This window comes from Rhizobium oryzicola (genome assembly GCF_030504645.1).
Taxonomy (GTDB): Bacteria; Pseudomonadota; Alphaproteobacteria; order Rhizobiales; family Rhizobiaceae; genus Neorhizobium; species Neorhizobium oryzicola.
In genome coordinates, this window is record NZ_JAUKWQ010000001.1 from 150,523 (window position 1) to 168,227 (window position 17,705).

Consider the following 17,705-nt stretch of genomic DNA (forward strand, 5'->3'; position numbering starts at 1 on the left):
TCCGGAGAGAGTGACATTTTGACCAGAACCGAGATCACGGCCTCCTCCAAGGGCCAGGGCGGAGCCTGCTGATGGGCGCTTATATTCTGCGTCGCCTTCTGCTCATGATCCCGACCATTGTCGGCATCATGGGGATCTCCTTCCTTGTCGTTCAGTTCGCGCCGGGCGGACCGGTCGAGCAGGTGATCTCGCAGATCCAAGGCTCCGACAACGGCGATCGGCTGGGCGGCGGCGGCGATGCCGGGCGCGGCGGCGCCGAAGAAGGGCGCTATCGCGGCGCGCAGGGGCTGGACCCGGAACTGATCAAGAAGCTCGAAAAGCAGTTCGGCTTCGACAAGCCGCCACTGACCCGCTTTCTGGAAATGATGGGCAATTACATCCGCTTCGATTTCGGCGAGAGCTTCTTCCGCAACACGGCGGTGATCGATCTCATCAAGCAGAAGATGCCGGTCTCCATCTCGCTCGGCCTCTGGATCCTGCTCGTCTCCTACATGATCTCCATTCCGCTCGGCATCAAGAAGGCGGTCAGCGACGGCTCCACCTTCGATGTCTGGACGTCAGGCGTCATCATCATCGGCTATGCGGTGCCGAGCTTCCTGTTCGGCATCCTGCTGATCGTGCTGTTTGCAGGCGGCTCCTTCCTCGACTGGTTCCCCTTACGCGGGCTTGTCTCCGACAATTGGAGCGAGCTTCCGTGGTGGCAGAAGATCACCGACTATTTCTGGCACCTGACGCTGCCGCTGATCGCGCTTTCGCTCTCTGCCTTTGCCACCACGACGTTGCTGACGAAGAACTCCTTCATCGACGAGATCAAGAAGCAGTATGTCATCACCGCCCGTGCCAAGGGCTTGAGCGAGCGACGCGTGCTCTACGGCCATGTGTTCCGCAATGCCATGCTGATCGTGATTGCCGGCTTTCCGGGCTCGTTCATCTCGGCCTTCTTCACCGGCTCGCTGCTGATTGAAAACATCTTTTCGCTGGATGGGCTGGGTCGGCTCGGCTACCTCTCGGTCGTCAACCGCGATTACCCGATCGTCTTCGGCACACTCTTTATCTTCTCGCTGATAGGCCTGTTCGTCGGCCTGATTTCGGATCTGATCTATACCTGGATCGATCCGCGCATCGATTTTGAAAAGAGGGAGGTGTGATGAGCCATTCCTCCACCACCACAGAGCGGCAGGATATTGCCTTGGCGCCGCCAAAGCGCCCGTGGCTTTCGCCCACCAGCCTTCGCCGTTGGCAGAACTTCAAGGCGAACCGGCGCGGCTTCTGGGCCTTCTGGATCTTTCTCGTCCTGTTTGTCCTCAGCCTCTCGGCCGAGTTCATTGCCAATGACAAGCCGATTCTCGTCTCCTACAAGGGCGAGATGCTCTATCCGGTGCTCGTCACCTATCCGGAAGAAAAGTTCGGCGGCTTTCTGGCGACCACCGATTACCGCTCGGAGTTCATCCAGCAGGAAATCAACGCCAATGGCTGGATGATCTGGCCGCCGATCCGCTATTCCTATCAGACTGTCAACTCCAACATTCCCCATTCGGCACCGACAGCGCCCTTCTGGCTGATGCCGAAGGAGGAGCGCTGCAAGGCCTATCCGCAAGGGGATGCCGATCCGAACTGCACGCTCGGCAACCTGAACTGGCTCGGCACCGACGACCAGGCGCGTGATGTCACGGCGCGGTTGATCTATGGTTTCCGCATTTCCGTGCTGTTTGGCCTGGCGCTCACCATCTGCTCGGCCATCATCGGTGTCACGGCTGGTGCCATCCAGGGCTATTTCGGCGGCTGGACCGATCTCCTGATGCAGCGTTTCATCGAGATCTGGTCGTCCATGCCGGTTCTCTACATCCTGCTCATCATTGCAGCCATCCTGCCGCCCGGCTTCTTCGTGCTGCTCGGCATCATGCTGCTGTTCGAATGGGTGGGCTTCGTGCATGTTGTGCGCGCGGAATTCCTGCGGGCGCGCAATTTCGAATATGTGCGGGCGGCGCGTGCGCTCGGCGTCGGCAACTGGACAATCATGTTCCGCCACCTGCTTCCGAATGCCATGGTAGCGACGCTGACCTTCCTGCCCTTCATCCTGTCCGGATCGATCGCGACGCTTACCTCGCTCGATTTCCTCGGCTTCGGCATGCCGCCCGGCTCGCCGTCGCTGGGTGAAATGATCGCGCAGGGCAAGAACAACCTTCAGGCGCCGTGGCTTGGCCTCACCGCATTTTTCACCATGTCGATCATGCTCTCGCTGCTGATCTTCATCGGGGAGGCCGTACGTGATGCCTTCGACCCCAGAAAGGCGTTCCGGTGAGTGCCATGACTGAACCGCTTCTCTCCGTCCGCGATCTCTCGGTTGCCTTTCACCAAGGCGGCAACACCTCGACAGCCGTTGACCGGGTCTCCTTCGATATCCAGTCCGGCGAAGTGATGGCGCTCGTCGGTGAATCCGGCTCCGGCAAGTCGGTGACGGCCGCCTCCATCCTGCGGCTCCTGCCCTATCCCTCCGCCAGCCACCCCTCCGGCGAGATCCTGTTTTCGGGCAAGGACATGCTGAAAGCGAGCGAGGCGGAACTGCGCGCCGTGCGGGGTGATGACATCACCATGATCTTTCAGGAGCCGATGACCTCGCTTAATCCGCTCCACACGATTGAGGGGCAGATCACCGAGATCCTTGAACTGCATCAGGGCATGGTGGGGGATACGGCGCGTGCGCGTGTTCTGGAACTGTTGAACCAGGTCGGTATCCGCGAGCCGGAAAAGCGCTTGAAAGCTTATCCGCATGAGCTTTCCGGCGGGCAGCGCCAGCGCGTGATGATTGCCATGGCGCTCGCAAACCGTCCCAAGCTTTTGATCGCGGATGAACCGACCACGGCGCTGGATGTGACGGTACAGGCGCAGATCCTGGAGCTTTTGAAGAAGCTGCAGCGCGAATACGGCATGTCGATCCTGTTCATCACCCATGACCTCGGCATCGTGCGCCGCTTTGCCGACCGCGTCTGCGTGATGACCAAGGGCAAGATCGTCGAGAGCGGCCCGGTGGAAACGGTGTTTACCGCGCCCCAGCACGCCTATACCCGCCACCTGCTGGAATCGGAGCCGCGTGGTGAACCGCCGACCATCGACCCGACACGTCCCGTGATAATGGAAGGCAAGGATCTACGCGTCTGGTTTCCCATCAAGGCGGGCTTCCTGCGCCGAGTCGTGGATCATGTGAAGGCGGTGGATGGCGTCGACGTGACGCTGCGCGCGGGCGAAACAGTCGGCATCGTCGGCGAGTCCGGCTCAGGCAAGACGACGCTGGGTCTCGCCCTGGCGCGTCTCATCTCCTCGCGGGGGCGGATCAGCTTCATCGGCAAGGATATCAACGCCTATAGTTTCAAGGATATGCTGCCGCTGCGCAGCCGGCTGCAGGTGGTTTTCCAGGACCCGTATGGATCGCTCAGCCCCCGCATGTCGGTTGGCGAAATCATCGCCGAAGGCTTGAAGGTCCACCAGAAAAACCTGAGTGCCGATGAGCGCGACCGGCAGGTGGCCTGGGCGCTCGAGGAAGTGGGGCTCGACCCCGCCACCCGTTGGCGCTACCCGCATGAGTTTTCCGGCGGCCAGCGACAGCGCATTGCCATTGCCCGCGCCATGGTGCTGAAGCCACGCTTCGTCATGCTGGACGAGCCGACGTCGGCGCTGGACATGACCGTGCAGGCGCAGGTGGTGGACCTGCTGCGGGACTTGCAGCAGAAGCATGATCTCGCCTATCTCTTCATCAGCCATGACCTGAAGGTGGTGAAGGCGCTCGCCAACCATGTCATCGTGATGCGCTCCGGCAAGGTGATGGAAGAGGGGCCGTCCGAGCAGATCTTTGCCTCGCCGCAGAATGACTACACCAAGGCCCTGATGGCCGCCGCCTTCAATATCCAGGCCGTTCGTTCGGAGGCGGTCAGTCAGTAGAACTGATCGTCCGGAACCTCCGGTCTCCTCATCCGTTCGGCAGACATCGGTTTGTCGCATGCGCGGCAGTAGGCCGCGAAGAGGAGAAGGCGATGAATAGCCACTACAAGCCCGAAGAGGGAACACGGCCCCAAGGTCAAATTCCGCTGCCTGGTAATGTCGAAGCCCCTTTGACACCCACCGAAGCCCGGCAGGGGCGTCGCGGATCGCCGGTACTAGTGGTGCTTATCGCCGGCATCGTTCTGGCGATGGTCGCCTGGGCCGGTGCCGAGTGGTGGGGCCAATCGACCGAGCCGCCAGCGGATCAGACGTCCAAGCCTCCGGCAGCCAGCACTGCGGCGCCCGCCAATCCGGATCGCCAGCCGTCGTCGAACCCCTGAGGGTCATATCAATCGATTTGATCCTTGCATGTCTGGACTTCCCCGGCGCTTTTTCCCATAACGTTGCCGGAGGTTGTCGTCCGATGCCTCTCTTCCAGTGAGGGCCCGCCGCGGGAGGCGGGCAGGGGCAGACATGACCACGAAGACCGATATTGCCAGCCGGGTCTACAATCACACCTGGAAGCTCGATCCCATCATCCGCAGCCTGATCGATACGGACTTCTACAAACTGCTGATGCTGCAGATGATCTGGAAGCTCTATCCGGATGTCGATGCCACGTTTTCCGTCATCAATCGCACGAAGAGTGTCAGGCTCGCAGAGGTGATCGACGAGAAGGAGCTGCGCGACCAACTGGATCATGCACGCACTGTGCAGCTTTCCAAGAAGGAAATGATCTGGCTGGCGGGTAATAGCTTTTACGGCAAGGCGCAGATCTTCGAGCCGGAATTTTTGGCCTGGCTCGCCAATTACCGCCTACCGGAATACGAGCTTTCCAAAAAGGACGGCCAGTATGAGCTGACCTTCCATGGCCGCTGGGTGGATACCACCATGTGGGAAATCCCGGCACTTGCGATCGTCAACGAACTGCGCTCCCGTGCGGCGCTGAAGTCGCTCGGTCCCTTCACGCTGGATGTGCTTTACGCCCGCGCCAAGGCGAAGATGTGGGAAAAGGTCGAGCGCCTGCGCCAATTGCCGGGCCTACGCATTTCCGATTTCGGCACGCGCCGCCGCCACAGTTTTCTCTGGCAGCGCTGGTGCGTTGAAGCGCTGAAGGAAGGCATTGGCCAACGCTTTACAGGCACCAGCAACGTGCTGCTCGCCATGGATTCCGATCTGGAAGCCGTTGGTACCAATGCGCATGAACTGCCAATGGTGCTGGCAGCCCTCGCCAGTTCCGATCAGCAATTGCGGGCAGCCCCCTATCAAGTCTTGAAGGACTGGAACCGCCTCTATGGCGGCAATCTTCTGATCGTGTTGCCGGATGCCTTCGGTACGGCATCTTTCCTGCGCGACGCGCCGGAATGGGTCGCCGACTGGACGGGGTTCCGTCCAGACAGCGCGCCACCCATTGAGGGTGGCGAGAAGATCGTTGCGTGGTGGAAGAAGATGGGCCGGGATCCGCGCGAGAAGCTCTTGATCTTCTCCGACGGTCTCGATGTCGATGCGATTGTTGAAACTTACAAGCACTTCGAGGGGCGGGTGCGCATGAGCTTTGGCTGGGGCACGAACCTCACCAATGACTTCGCGGGCTGCGCGCCTCGTGAACTACAGGGACTGAATCCGATCTCGATTGTCTGCAAGGTCAGCGAAGCAAACGGAAGACCGGCCGTGAAACTTTCGGACAATCCGATGAAGGCGACAGGGGAACCGTCTGAAGTCGACCGTTACCTGCGTGTCTTTGGCCAGGAAGACCGGGTCGAGCAGGCGGTCTTTGTGTAAGGAGACAGGCGGAGAAGCTGAGCTCTCCGCCTGTTCTGCATGTGCTTTAGTTGACGATCTGGACGACCGTGTGGGTACGCGGATCGACGATCACGCGCTGGTCGTTGACGACAGCATAGGCATAATCGCGGTGCTGCGGAACGGGCGTCAGGACGACCGTATCGGGCACACGCTTGCCGACGACAACCTCTTCCTGCACAACGACAGGAGCCGGAGCCGGCTGTTCCTGAACATAGGTCACCACTTCGCGCGGCGGCGGGTCGATCGCCGTGCCAAGCGCTGCACCGGCAATCCCGCCAACGGCGGCACCGACGGGTCCGCCGACAATGGCGCCGGTGACGGCACCGCCGGCTGCGCCGCTCACGGTGCTCTGTTGGGCAAAGGCAGCCGTCCCGAAGGTCGCGGCGAGGGCGGCCACAGACGTGAGTACGAGCTTACGCATTGGTTTTCTCCTCTTCTTGTTTGTCAACCAATGCGCACATAATCCCCATCCCTCGATTTCCGTTCCGTACCTCTGCTCACGTTTCGTTAGCTGTTGCAAATATGCGCGAGCAGTAATGCCATAAAACAATAGTTGACGTTTAAGACATTTGTTTATAGACCTGCCCACAACACAGGAAGGCACGATGGACGATCTGGGCGTACAGGAAGAAGCGGTTCTTTCGCTGATCAGGCAAAACCCTTTTACCGGTCAGCAGGAGATTGCCGACCAGTTGGGCCTCGCGCGCTCCACCGTTGCCGCACACATCGTGCGGCTCATGGAAAAGGGCTATATCCTGGGCCGTGGCTATGTGCTGCCGCAGGCCTCACGCGCTGTCTGCATCGGCGGCGCGGTCTTTGACCGCAAGTATCGCGCTCGCCAGCAGGTGGTGCTGGAAACTTCCAATCCCGTGGACGGCATGCGCAGCTTCGGAGGCGTGGCGCGCAATGTGGCGGAAAACCTGTCGCTGCTCGGCGCATCCGTCAGCTTTATCTCCCTGGTGGGTGAGGATGAGACGGGGGCCTCCATCCTCTCACACTTGAGGGCGCGCGGCATCGATGTCAGCCAGGTGGTCATGACGCCGGAGCGCTCGACCGCGGAATACGCCGCGATCCTTGACCTCAACGGCGATCTCGTCATCGGCATTGCCGATATGGGCATCTTCGATCTCATTTCGCCTGCCATGCTTGATCGCGTCTGGCCGCATCTTGCTTCCGCCAGCCTCGTCTTTGCCGATTGCAACCTGCCGGCTGAAACCCTTTCCGCGCTGATTGCACGTCGGGCCGATGCCCGCTTTAGACTGGCGATCGATGCCGTCTCCACGCATAAGGTCATGCGCCTGCCATCGGAACTCAAAGGCGTCGATCTGCTGTTCATGAATATCGATGAGGCCAATGCGGTGCTCAACCGCCAGGGCAGCGAAAGCTTGGCAGATGCCGCTGACGCAGCCATTGCTCTTCGCGAAAGAGGCGTCGCTGAAGCCATCGTGACCATGGGCGCGCGCGGCATGGCGGTCGCGTCCGCTACCGGCACGCAGACCTTTGCCGCAATCTCCGCGAAGCCAGTCGATATGACCGGCGCGGGTGATGCGATGATTGCCGGAACACTCTCCGGTCTGTTGGGCGGCCAGGATGTCTTCGCTGCCGCCCGCCACGGCGCGCTGCTCGGCGCACTCACCACGGAAAACGCCGCAAGCGTCCACCCCGATCTTTCCCAACGCTTCCTGGAAGCGAACCTGCACCGGCTGATGCCGGCTGAAAGAGGATGACACCGATGACCCTTCTGAAACCGAAACTGAGCCGCGAAGTGGCCGATGCGCTTGCCGCCGGCGGACCTGTCGTGGCGCTCGAATCCACCATCATCACCCATGGCATGCCATACCCCGCCAATCTGGAAACGGCGAAGGCCGTGGAAGATGTTGTGCGCCAGAACGGCGCCGTACCGGCAACGATCGCCGTGATCGATGGCGAACTTCGCGCCGGTCTCGACGCGAGCGAGTTGGAAGCGCTTGCCCAGGCGAAGGGCGTGGTGAAGGCCTCCGGCCGTGATCTGGCGGTCGCCATGGTGCGCAAGGCGTCTGCCGGCACCACCGTTTCCGCCACCATGCTGCTGGCCGATCTCGCCGGCATCGATATCTTCGCGACCGGCGGCGTCGGCGGCGTGCATCGCGGCGCCGAACAGACCTTCGATATTTCTGCTGACCTGACCGAACTCGGCCGCACCAAGACGGCCGTCGTCTGCGCTGGTGTCAAATCCATTCTCGATATCGCCAAGACGCTGGAATATCTGGAAACGCAGCGCGTGCCTGTTATCGCCTTTGGCACCGAAGATTTTCCGGCCTTCTTCACCCGCAAAAGCGGTTACAAGGCGGACCATCGCCTCGATACGCCGGAAGAGATTGCAGAGGCCATGCACATGCACCACAAGCTCGGCACTGGCACCGGCCTGATGATCGCGAACCCTATTCCGGAAGAATTCGCCCTGACCCCCGACTTTATCGATGGCACGATCAATGATGCCGTGCGCGAAGCGGATGAACGCGGCATCGGCCGCAAGGAGTTGACGCCCTTCCTGCTTGCCCGCATCAACGAACTGTCCAAGGGCGAAAGCCTGAAGGCGAATATCGCGCTGGTTAAGAACAATGCCGCGCTCGCTTCCCGCATGGCGGTGGCTTACGCGGCGATCAAGAAGAGCCGATAGTCTTTCTGGAAGGGGAGGTTCAAGGCCTCCCCTTGTAATGTTCCCATTTTGGGAATATTTTTGGTCATGCAGATTATCGCCAAATCTCGGCTGAAGGCATTCTGGGATAAGCATCCTCAGGCGCAAAAGCCGCTTTCCGAGTGGTACAAGCTGGTGAAAGCGGCGCGGTGGACGACGCCTTCAGACGTGAAAGCGATGTTTGGAGGTGCTGTCGATTTTGTTGCCGACAACCGCATCATCTTCGACATTGCTGGCAACAAATACCGGCTGGTCGTACATGTGGCCTATCCCTTCCAGCGTGTGCTGATCAAGTTTGTTGGCACCCATGCGGAGTATGACAGGATCAAGGTGGAGAGCATCTCATGAAGGACATCAGACCGATCCGCACACAGGACGATCTCGACTGGGCACTTGGAGAAATCGAGCCCTATTTCGACAATCCTCCGCCGCAGAACTCTCCCGAAGCCGACCGCTTCGACATTCTGTCGGACCTTATCGAGGCCTACGAAAACCGTATGGTCGATATGCCGGCGGTCGATCCCATTGATGTGCTGCAATTCTACATGCAGACCACCGGCCGCACGCAAGGCGATCTGGCAGAGCTTTTGGGGTCGCGTTCCCGCGCCTCGGAAGTGCTGCGGCGCAAGCGCGCATTGACGCTCGATATGATCAACCGGCTGCGGCAGGAATGGCATATCCCTGCCGATAGCCTCGTTGAACCTTACGCGCTGGTGGCGTGATCAGGCCTTGGCAGGCAGGCGCGCCAGCCGCTCGGTCAGCAGCGCGTAGAAACCATCCGCATCAACATCGCGCATGAACATCGCGTTCTTCTCGCGCTTGGTCACACCCCACCAGTCGGCCACCGTCATGCCCTTGGTCAGCGGTGACTGCGTCTCGATCTCCACATTGCAGTGGCGGCCGGAATAAAGCTCCGGCTTGATCAGATAGGCAATGACATTCGGGTCATGCAGCGGGCCGCCATCGGTGCCGTATTTGGCTTCGTCGAAACGCTCGAAGAATTCCAGCCAGCCGGCAACCGCCTCGGAAAGCGGCGTGCCGAGCGCGCGGATCGCGGCGACGCGCTTCGCCGTCGTCAGCACTTGGTGCGTCACGTCGAGCGGCATCATCACGATCGGAACGCCGCTCTTGAAGACGATGTCGGCGGCCTTCGGATCGACAAAGATGTTGAATTCCGCAGCCGGGGTCACATTGCCGCCCTCGAACAAACCGCCGCCCATCAGCACGACCTGTTTGATGCGGGCTGCAATTTCGGGTGCCCGTGTGAGCGCCGTGCCGAGATTGGTCATCGGCCCCAGCGTGCAGAGCGTGACCGTACCCGGAGCCTCCGCCTTCAGCGTGTCGATGATGAAATCCACCCCGTGCTGTGCCTGCAGCGGCATTGTCGGTTCGGGCAGTTCCGCACCGTCCATGCCGGTCGCGCCATGCACATATTCGGCGGTGAACAGGCTGCCCTCCATCGGGCCTTCGCAGCCGGCAAACACCTTGATATCCGGGCGACCCGCCAGTTCGCAGACCTTGCGGATGTTCTTGGAGGTGAGCGCCACGGGCACGTTTCCGGCAGCGGCCGTAATGCCCAGAACCTCGATTTCGGGGCTGGCCAGTGCCAGCAGAATGGCAACGGCGTCGTCCTGGCCGGGGTCGGTATCGATGATGATTTTCTGGGTCATGGGCTCTGTGTCTCGCGAGGGGAAGAAGGAGGTTGCCCGCTGGTTTGGCATGGCGAAAAGCGCTTCGCAAGGCGGTTTGACCGCAAGCAGAGAACCGAATTCCTCCTCATGCGTAATCCCTTTCAAAAGGGAGAAATTGCATGAGCACTGAAGGCACGACGGCCGCGACGACAACGGGTAAACTCTGCTGGATCACCGGCGCCAGCTCCGGCATTGGCCGCGCGGTGGCGCTGAAGCTGGCACGTAGTGGCTGGCGGGTGGCAGTGAGTGCCCGCCGGGGCGAGATGCTGGCGGAACTGCAATCGCTCATGCCGGACCGCATCTTTCCCTTCCCGCTTGATGTGACCAACCGCGAGGCATGCCTTGCAACAGGCGCTGCGATCCGCACAGCGCTGGGGCCGATCGACCTCGCGATCTTCTCTGCCGGCAGCTACAAGCGCGATAGCGTGCGCCGTTTCAACAGCGAGGATCTGGCGACGACCATCAACCTGAATGTCGTCGGCACCGGCCATTCTCTGGAAGCCGTCATCCCGGACATGATCAGCCGCCGTCATGGCGAGATCGCCGTGGTCGCTTCCGTTGCCGGCTATGTCGGCCTGCCCGGCGGCGGCTTCTATGGCGCCACGAAAGCGGCGCTCATCAATCTCTGCGAAGCGCTGCATCCCGAGCTGGAGCGGGAAGGGGTCAGGCTGCGCGTCATCAATCCGGGCTTTGTCGATACGCCGCTGACCAAGAAGAATGATTTTCCGATGCCGTTTCTTGTATCAGAGGATGAGGCGGCCAACGCCATCATCAAGGGTCTGGCGACCCAAAACTTCGAAATCATTTTTCCCTGGAAGATGGCCTTCGCCATCAAGCTCCTGCACGCTCTGCCGCGCCGCCTGCAGTTTGCGCTGACGCGGATGATGTTGCGGAAAGGGTGAGGAGGGGGTGCAAGGGGCCCAGGTCGATGGCGTCCAAAAAGACTTGGAAGAAGGACGCTGACACAGTCGATTTCTCGACAAAGTTGTCCAGCAAAAAGCAGTGGCTTCCATTAGAGTGCCGTATGAGCCCCTATGGCCTATCGTTTGCAACCGAACTAGCTTCCCTTATCTTACAAGTTGTGTAAATTCATCGCTTTAAGCTGGGGGCAACATGTCCAAAATTTACGTGTCCTATACGATGCGGGACGACAAGTTTGCGCAAGCGCTGATGACAAGTCTTCGCGCCGCAGGACATGAAATTACTATCGAGGGCGCGCGGCTAACACCGGGTATCAATTGGCGACAGGAACTCAACCAAGGCCTAAAGGCCGCTGAGGTCTTCATCATCCTAATTTCCGAGAGCACGATGCACTCTCAGTTTCCTATGATGGAGCTAGGGACCGCTCGCGCATATGCCGAGACGTCAGGGAAAATGCTCATTCTTCCAGTTGTGTTGGGCGAGCTCACTCTTCCCACAATCGTACAGGATATTCAGGTCATTTTCGCACGGGATCGTCCACCCAGCGATTTGGTGGCCGATATAGATATAGCAATTTCGGCGTTCGAAGGTCGGCGGGCGGCCCAGGAGGAACAGCAGAAAGAACTCGCTCAAGTTGTTCAGGGCAATCTTGCAGAGTTTGTTGATGAGGCGATCAAGACGCAGCAAGAGTATGAAAAAGCGCATAAAGCATCAGCTCAGCGCTGGTATTTGATTGGATACGCCAGTCTGCTTCTTGGCCTGCTAACAACGGCTTACCTAGCATATTCTGTTATCAGAGCTACCGCGACCGCGCCTGATTATGCTCGCACAATCTCGATATCGTTGCTTAATGTGATTGCTATAGCCATTTTGGCAGCTCTTGCCCGCTACGCTTATTCGCTAGGTAAATCCTACATGAGCGAATCTCTTAAGTCCTCGGACCGTATCCACGCCATTCAATTCGGAAAATTTTTCCTCAGAGCATATGGCAGTAAAGCAAACAGCGCCGAGATCCGCGAAGTTTTCCAACATTGGAATATTGACCGCACATCGACCTTCTCGTCGCTTGATGCTTCTCAAATCGACCCGCAGATTGTGAATATGGTCATTCAGATAGTTTCCGCGTTCACTGGCAAGAAAGACAAATAACACGCGCAAGTGCGCATTATGGAAGTTCACGGACCTTACTGCTTGCTACCACCAAAACAACGATCCGTGTTACAGGTTCCGCGACGGGCCTCGGGCTACTATCATCAATGCTTACAGAGCAGCCGAAACTGGTTGAAGCTGGACAAGCAAACTTGCCTCCGGCTACGTTAAGCGCCTCACTCACCCCGCCACCTTCTCCAGTCTGAACTGCGCCACGTCGATGCGGCCGGTGCGGAAGCCGACTGCGCAATAATGCAGGTAGTAGTGCCACATGCGGTAGAAGCGCTCATCGAAGCCCAGCGGGACGATACGTGACCAGGCGCTTTGGAAGGCTCGATCCCAGATCAAAAGCGTCCGCTCGTAATCCCGACCGAAGCGGAAGCAGTCCTTCACCGAGAGTTTTGCCTTTTCGGCCAGATCGGCGAAGCCGGAAACGGTTGGCAGCATGCCGCCCGGGAAAATATAGGTCTGAATGAAATCGGCATGGCGGCGATATTGCTCGAAGCGGCTTTCGTCGATGGTGATGACCTGGATCATCGCCTGCCCACCCGGGACCAGCAGCGACTTCACCCGCTCGAAATAGACAGGCCAGTGCTCCTCGCCAACCGCCTCGAACATTTCGATGGAAACGATCTTAGAAAAGCGGCCCTGTACATCGCGATAGTCTTCGAGGCGGATCTCGCCGCGCTCGCTCAAACCCTTTTCCGCCAGCCGCTGGCGCGCATAGGCCGCCTGCTCCTTGGAAAGCGTCAGGCCCGTCACCTTGCAGCCCGTCTCGCGGATGGCCTGTTCCATGAAGCCACCCCAGCCGCAGCCGATTTCCAGCACGTGATCATCTGCGGTGATGCCAAGCTCGCGGATGATGCGGCCGTATTTTTCGGCCTGCGCCTCTTCGAGGCTGACGTCCGGGCTGCGGAAGACCGCCGATGAATAGGTCATCGAGGGATCGAGCCAGGCGCGGTAGAAATCATTGCCGAGATCGTAATGAAACGCGATGTTACGGCGGCTGCCTTTCCGGGAATTGTGTCGCAGCCGATGGCGCAGATGCGCCAGGCGCGCAAACAGCGCCATCGGCTTTTCCAGCCGTTCCCAGTCTGCCTCGTTGGCAATGGCGAGGTCGAGAACATGGCCGAGATCGGGTGTTGCCCAGTCGCCATCCATGTAGCTGCGGGCAAAGCCCAGACCACCACCCGCCATCAGGCGCTTGATCACACGGGCGCGCTTGAACTCGATCGTCGCAGAGGGGCCGGCAGAATGACCGCCGAAATGATATTCGCGTCCGCCGGGGAAAACCACGGTCAGTCTGCCGTGACGGGTGCGGGTCAGCATTCGGCAAAGCAGCCGTTCCCAGAAGGGAATGCGATCAGTCACCAGAAGCGGGTCTCCGTGGCCGGCATGGGTCATGGGTCAGGTTCCTCCACTTACAACAGGTTGTTCTACAGAGCTTGCCACAGGCTGGTTGGCTTTTTTGTGCCGGTAAATCGGCACGCCCTTCAGCCATAGCCTGAGCGCCTCCCAATGGATGCCGGCCATCACTTTGATGGTCATCAATGGATGGGTCACAAGTGCGCGGCCCAGCATGCGGTCGTGTAAGGGCGCGCGGCGACCGGCAAAGCTTGCATAGAGCAGCTGCCCCTCGGCATCGGTTTCGTTGATGGCTACGCGCACGCGCTCCCCCGGCGGCGCGATATCGAAGTAATAGGTGCACTCCATCGGCATAAATGGAGACACGTACATGGCTTTTGCACAAGAATGCTTCACGCTGCCCTCACTCTCCCCCAGGACAGGAATGATGTACGTATGTCGCTCCATGAATGTATTGCAGACCTCGTAAAGCAAGGCCAGCAGGCGACCGCTATCATCCCGGCAAAAATAGACGGTCAGCGGATTGAAGACGTATCCGAAAATACGAGGATAGCAGAGCATGGTTACGCGCAGGTCGGGCGTATCGATACCCGCCTCGGCAAGGCGCGTTTTCACCCAGGCCTTCAGCCCGCCCGGCTCGCCATTGCCATGATCCTTGTCCCAGAAACTGAAGACGCCCCAGCTGTTATAGGCAAAAAGTTTCAGCCGCCGTGACAGCGCCGACAACTCGTCCAGGTCGAGCAGAAGCGAGAAAACGGAATAGCGCAGCCGGTGCGCGCGCGGGCGCTGGCGCGCATGCACCACCTCGCCGAAATAGAGGGCTGAGGCGCTGCTCATTCCGCCGCCGCCGCGAGATCGGGAGCAAAAATGCGGCCCGACTCGTTCATCACTGTCCACGGACGGCGAGCGCCGGTCGCCGCTTCGGCAACCGCAAGGCCCGCTTGCAGGCCATCCTCATGGAAGCCGCTGCCGAAATGCGCGCCGCAGAACCACGTATTGTTCTGTCCCTGCAGATCCCAGAGCTGCTTTTGGGCCTCCATCGCGCTCTGGTCGAACAGGGGATGGGTATAGTGGAAGGTGCGGATGATGGCTTCGGGGCGGATCTCGCGCGAGGCGTTCAATGTCACGAACAGCGGATCACGGTTATCGATGTTCTGCAGCAGATTCATCCAGTAGGTCACGCAGAGCGGCTGGTCGTCGCCCGTGCGCTTGCCGCCGATATAGTTCCAGCTGGACCACACCGCCTTGCGGCGCGGCATCAGGTTTTCATCGCGATGCAGCACCGCGACATTGTCCGTATAGCGGAAGGCGCCGAGAACCTCACGCTCCGGGCGCGTCGGTTCGGCTAGCAGGGACAGGGCATCATTGGCATGGGTCGCGATGATCACGTCACTGAAACGGTCGCGATTGCCCAATCCGTCGATGACGGTCACACCATCGGCATGGCGTTCGATGCGGGCAACGGGGCATGCCTTGCGCACCTCGCCGCGGAAATCGGCAATCAGGCGGCTTACATATTCGCGACTGCCGCCGGTGACTGTGCGCCAACGCGGGCGGCCCGTCAGCAGGATCAGACCATGATGTACGAAGAAACGGATGAAGGCATGCAGCGGATAGGCGCGCATGTCTTGGGTGGTCATGGACCAGATCGCCGCGCCCATGGGCAACAGATGGTCGTCGATGAAAGCTTTGGAATAGCGCTCGCGATCCAGATAGTCGCCCAGTGTCACGCCGATCAGGTCGGCCCGGTTCATCAGGCTTTCGGCTTCGCGGTAGAAGCGCAGGACATCCGAGAGCATTCGCCAGAAACGCGGGCGTGCGGCATTGCTCTTCTGTCCCAGCAGACCTTTAAGCCCGGTGCCGGAATATTCGAAGGCACCGTCGTCGATTGAGGCAGCAAACGACATGTCGGAGGCTTCGGTCGCGACCTTGAGATGATCGAACAGCGCAACGAGATTCGGGTAGTTCTTGTCGTTAAAGACAATGAAACCGGTATCCACGGCAATGTCGCCATGCGGTGTCGGAACGGTTACGGTGTTGGAATGGCCGCCCAGCCGGTTGTCGGCCTCGTAAAGCACGACCTCCGCCTTCTGCGATGCGAGCCAAGCAGCAGACAATCCGCTGATGCCGGAGCCGACGATTGCGATGCGAGACTTTTGCGACGGCCCTGAAACCATTTGCGAATCCTGTTGTTCGAGTATGCTTGGGCTCTACGACGGGCGGATGCAATCGGATTTCTGCGGAATTTCTTTTTGGCTTATGATCCGGCGCTGCAAGGGTGGCGTAATGCCCACCATGAGCTTGACTGTTTCCATCTTGGCAAGGACGTGCCACAACGATCAAAAAGCGAATTACGGTTCGCTGTCGCGGTCTTCGCATGGCGTCAGGATGAAACGATCGGATAGGAATTTGCAGGAACAGGAGCTTTCAAACGCCGAACTCTCCCGACTGCTTGGTCTTGTCGGAGCGGAACGGAACGTCGAAGCCTTCGAAACCCTTTTCCGCTTTTACAGCCCGCGTGTTCGCGCCTTCATGGCGATGAAGACCCGGGATGCGCTGCTGGCTGAAGAACTGATGCAGGAAACCATGATGTCCGTCTGGAACAAGGCGGCGCAATTCGATCCGGCGCGTGGCAATGTTTCCGCCTGGATTTTTACGATCGCCCGGAACCTGCGCATCGATGCCTTCCGGCGCAAGCGCCCGGTGTTCGATGAGAACGACCCCGCTTTCGTGAAGGATGACGCGCCGCCCGCGGATGTGGAGCTGGAGGAGCGCCAGGATGCAGAACTTTTGCGTCAGGCCATGGAAAGCCTGCCACCGGAGCAGCTGGAAGTTATCCGCCGCGCCTTTTTTGAAGATGTTTCCCACTCAACCATCGCTGAAGACATGGGTTTGCCCTTGGGTACGGTAAAGTCTCGCATTCGTCTGGCCTTCGATAAACTGCGTACATCGCTGGAGGGCCGTCGATGAAGATCCACCATCATTTGAGCGACGAGCTTCTGCTTGAATATGCGTCCGGCAATCTGTCGGAGGGCTGGAGCCTGGCAGTCGCGACCCATCTTGCGCTTTGCCCTGAATGTCGGCGCACGCTGGAGGCCATGGAAGGGGCAGCCGGCGCCCTGTTCGACAAGATCAAGCCGGCACCTTCGACAAGCTCTGACAGCTGGGAAGCGATGAAGGCACGCCTTGTGGCGGAAGAGGTGACGGAAAAACGTCCGCCTGTTCCGGCAAAGAGATCCCCCGACCACGCTTTCGTCATTCCGGAACCGCTCCGTTCCTATCTCGGTGGCGACGTGAAGGATCTGAAATGGAATGCGCTGGGTCGCGGCGCCTACCAGATACGCATTCCGACCGCTGACAAGGACACGCAGGTTCGCCTGTTGAAGATCCCCGCGGGAAAGCCGGTGCCGGAACACACCCATGACGGCCGGGAGATCACGCTGGTGCTGGCGGGAAGCTTCCGCGACGGCAGCGACATCTTTGCCCGTGGAGATGTGGAGGAAGCCGATGGCGACCTGTTGCACACGCCGCATGCGACGGAAGGCGAGGATTGCATTTGCCTTGCCGTCACGGAAGCGCCGCTGAAGTTCACCAGCTGGATCGTTCGTGCGATCCAGCCCATTCTCAAGATATGAGGTAGGCGATCATGACCTACGTGATCGCCTACATCTCTACCGCCATCATCTTCTTCGGGCTGGATTTCATCTGGCTTGGCAACGTCGCGACCGGCTTCTACCGCAGCCAGCTGGGCGATATGATGCGCGAGCGGCCTGATTTTGCCGCCGCCGGTGCCTTCTATCTCGTTTACATCGCCGGTATCGTCTATTTTGCCGTGCAGCCGCATCTGCAAAACGGCACTTGGTTCAATGCCTTCGTATCGGGTGCGATCCTCGGTCTCATCGCCTACGGCACCTATGATATGACCAATCTTGCCACGCTGAAGGGCTGGCCTCTGGCCATGAGCCTGGTGGACATGGCCTGGGGTACGGTGCTGACCGGTACTGCGGCGGCTATTGGTCTCGCAATCACCCGCAAGTTCGCGGGCTGAATAGGCCTCTCACCTGACCTCGGGAACATTCCTCCTTTCTCACGGTTCCGTCGCTGATCGATCGCGAATGTGTCGC

At 59.6% G+C, this 17,705-nt stretch carries 19 protein-coding genes; 14 read left to right on the forward strand and 5 right to left on the reverse strand.

Annotation, left to right across the window (positions count from 1 at the left end; all coding sequences use genetic code 11):
* Positions 1-71 precede the first annotated feature (71 nt).
* From Q2T52_RS00710 to pncB, 5 genes are all read left to right on the forward strand, one after another.
* Entirely contained in the window at positions 72-1,148 is a 1,077-nt protein-coding gene (locus Q2T52_RS00710) for a microcin C ABC transporter permease YejB (protein WP_302074768.1), read from the forward strand.
* On the forward strand, positions 1,148-2,302 hold the full coding sequence (locus tag Q2T52_RS00715; protein WP_302074769.1) for an ABC transporter permease: 1,155 nt from the start codon (positions 1,148-1,150) through the stop codon (positions 2,300-2,302). Before Q2T52_RS00710 ends, Q2T52_RS00715 begins: the two co-directional genes overlap by 1 nt.
* A complete protein-coding gene (locus Q2T52_RS00720) occupies positions 2,299-3,936 on the forward strand; it encodes an ABC transporter ATP-binding protein (protein WP_302074770.1) in 1,638 nt (545 codons plus the stop codon). Before Q2T52_RS00715 ends, Q2T52_RS00720 begins: the two co-directional genes overlap by 4 nt.
* A 92-nt stretch (positions 3,937-4,028) precedes the next feature.
* Positions 4,029-4,316, forward strand: a complete 288-nt coding sequence (locus Q2T52_RS00725) for a PH domain-containing protein (RefSeq protein WP_302074771.1) — start codon at positions 4,029-4,031, stop codon at positions 4,314-4,316.
* A gap of 133 nt (positions 4,317-4,449) precedes the next feature.
* Complete coding sequence (gene pncB, locus Q2T52_RS00730; RefSeq protein WP_302074772.1) at positions 4,450-5,757, forward strand: nicotinate phosphoribosyltransferase; 1,308 nt, start codon at positions 4,450-4,452, stop codon at positions 5,755-5,757.
* 46 nt (positions 5,758-5,803) lie between these two features.
* Here pncB and Q2T52_RS00735 read toward each other — a convergent pair whose 3' ends face one another.
* A complete protein-coding gene (locus Q2T52_RS00735; protein WP_302074773.1) occupies positions 5,804-6,199 on the reverse strand; it encodes a DUF1236 domain-containing protein in 396 nt (131 codons plus the stop codon).
* A gap of 184 nt (positions 6,200-6,383) precedes the next feature.
* Between Q2T52_RS00735 and Q2T52_RS00740 the strand changes: the two genes are divergently transcribed.
* From Q2T52_RS00740 to Q2T52_RS00755, 4 genes are all read left to right on the forward strand, one after another.
* Positions 6,384-7,505: a carbohydrate kinase gene (locus tag Q2T52_RS00740; protein WP_302074774.1), complete on the forward strand. Its 1,122-nt coding sequence runs from the start codon at positions 6,384-6,386 to the stop codon at positions 7,503-7,505.
* 5 nt (positions 7,506-7,510) lie between these two features.
* Complete coding sequence (locus tag Q2T52_RS00745; RefSeq protein ID WP_302074775.1) at positions 7,511-8,437, forward strand: pseudouridine-5'-phosphate glycosidase; 927 nt, start codon at positions 7,511-7,513, stop codon at positions 8,435-8,437.
* Positions 8,438-8,503: 66 nt separating this feature from the next.
* A complete protein-coding gene (locus tag Q2T52_RS00750; RefSeq protein ID WP_302074776.1) occupies positions 8,504-8,803 on the forward strand; it encodes a type II toxin-antitoxin system HigB family toxin in 300 nt (99 codons plus the stop codon).
* Positions 8,800-9,177: a helix-turn-helix domain-containing protein gene (locus tag Q2T52_RS00755; RefSeq protein WP_302074777.1), complete on the forward strand. Its 378-nt coding sequence runs from the start codon at positions 8,800-8,802 to the stop codon at positions 9,175-9,177. The genes Q2T52_RS00750 and Q2T52_RS00755 overlap by 4 nt, the downstream gene beginning before the upstream one ends.
* On the opposite strand, the gene Q2T52_RS00760 is transcribed toward Q2T52_RS00755, so the two are convergent.
* Positions 9,178-10,125 (reverse strand): nucleoside hydrolase, encoded by a 948-nt coding sequence (locus tag Q2T52_RS00760; RefSeq protein WP_436799468.1) that lies wholly within the window; start codon positions 10,123-10,125, stop codon positions 9,178-9,180.
* Between the two features lie 140 nt (positions 10,126-10,265).
* Here Q2T52_RS00760 and Q2T52_RS00765 point away from each other — a divergent pair, with 140 nt between their 5' ends.
* Both Q2T52_RS00765 and Q2T52_RS00770 read left to right on the forward strand, forming a co-directional pair.
* Positions 10,266-11,048: an SDR family NAD(P)-dependent oxidoreductase gene (locus Q2T52_RS00765; RefSeq protein WP_302074779.1), complete on the forward strand. Its 783-nt coding sequence runs from the start codon at positions 10,266-10,268 to the stop codon at positions 11,046-11,048.
* A gap of 211 nt (positions 11,049-11,259) precedes the next feature.
* Positions 11,260-12,216: a toll/interleukin-1 receptor domain-containing protein gene (locus Q2T52_RS00770; protein WP_302074780.1), complete on the forward strand. Its 957-nt coding sequence runs from the start codon at positions 11,260-11,262 to the stop codon at positions 12,214-12,216.
* 180 nt (positions 12,217-12,396) lie between these two features.
* Here Q2T52_RS00770 and Q2T52_RS00775 read toward each other — a convergent pair whose 3' ends face one another.
* The 3 genes from Q2T52_RS00775 to Q2T52_RS00785 are packed head-to-tail and all read right to left on the reverse strand — an operon-like array spanning position 12,397 to position 15,758.
* Positions 12,397-13,620: an SAM-dependent methyltransferase gene (locus tag Q2T52_RS00775; RefSeq protein ID WP_302074781.1), complete on the reverse strand. Its 1,224-nt coding sequence runs from the start codon at positions 13,618-13,620 to the stop codon at positions 12,397-12,399.
* Between the two features lie 3 nt (positions 13,621-13,623).
* The gene (locus Q2T52_RS00780; RefSeq protein ID WP_302074782.1) at positions 13,624-14,418 is read right to left on the reverse strand and encodes a DUF1365 domain-containing protein; all 795 of its coding nucleotides are present in this window, start codon (positions 14,416-14,418) and stop codon (positions 13,624-13,626) included.
* Positions 14,415-15,758: an NAD(P)/FAD-dependent oxidoreductase gene (locus Q2T52_RS00785; protein WP_302074783.1), complete on the reverse strand. Its 1,344-nt coding sequence runs from the start codon at positions 15,756-15,758 to the stop codon at positions 14,415-14,417. Before Q2T52_RS00785 ends, Q2T52_RS00780 begins: the two co-directional genes overlap by 4 nt.
* Positions 15,759-15,990: 232 nt before the next feature.
* On the opposite strand from Q2T52_RS00785, the gene Q2T52_RS00790 reads away from it, so the two are divergent.
* The 3 genes from Q2T52_RS00790 to Q2T52_RS00800 are packed head-to-tail and all read left to right on the forward strand — an operon-like array spanning position 15,991 to position 17,629.
* On the forward strand, positions 15,991-16,551 hold the full coding sequence (locus Q2T52_RS00790; RefSeq protein ID WP_367187261.1) for a sigma-70 family RNA polymerase sigma factor: 561 nt from the start codon (positions 15,991-15,993) through the stop codon (positions 16,549-16,551).
* On the forward strand, positions 16,548-17,216 hold the full coding sequence (locus Q2T52_RS00795) for a ChrR family anti-sigma-E factor (RefSeq protein ID WP_302074785.1): 669 nt from the start codon (positions 16,548-16,550) through the stop codon (positions 17,214-17,216). The genes Q2T52_RS00790 and Q2T52_RS00795 overlap by 4 nt, the downstream gene beginning before the upstream one ends.
* 11 nt (positions 17,217-17,227) lie before the next feature.
* On the forward strand, positions 17,228-17,629 hold the full coding sequence (locus Q2T52_RS00800; protein ID WP_302074786.1) for a DUF2177 family protein: 402 nt from the start codon (positions 17,228-17,230) through the stop codon (positions 17,627-17,629).
* Positions 17,630-17,705: the final 76 nt, after the last annotated feature.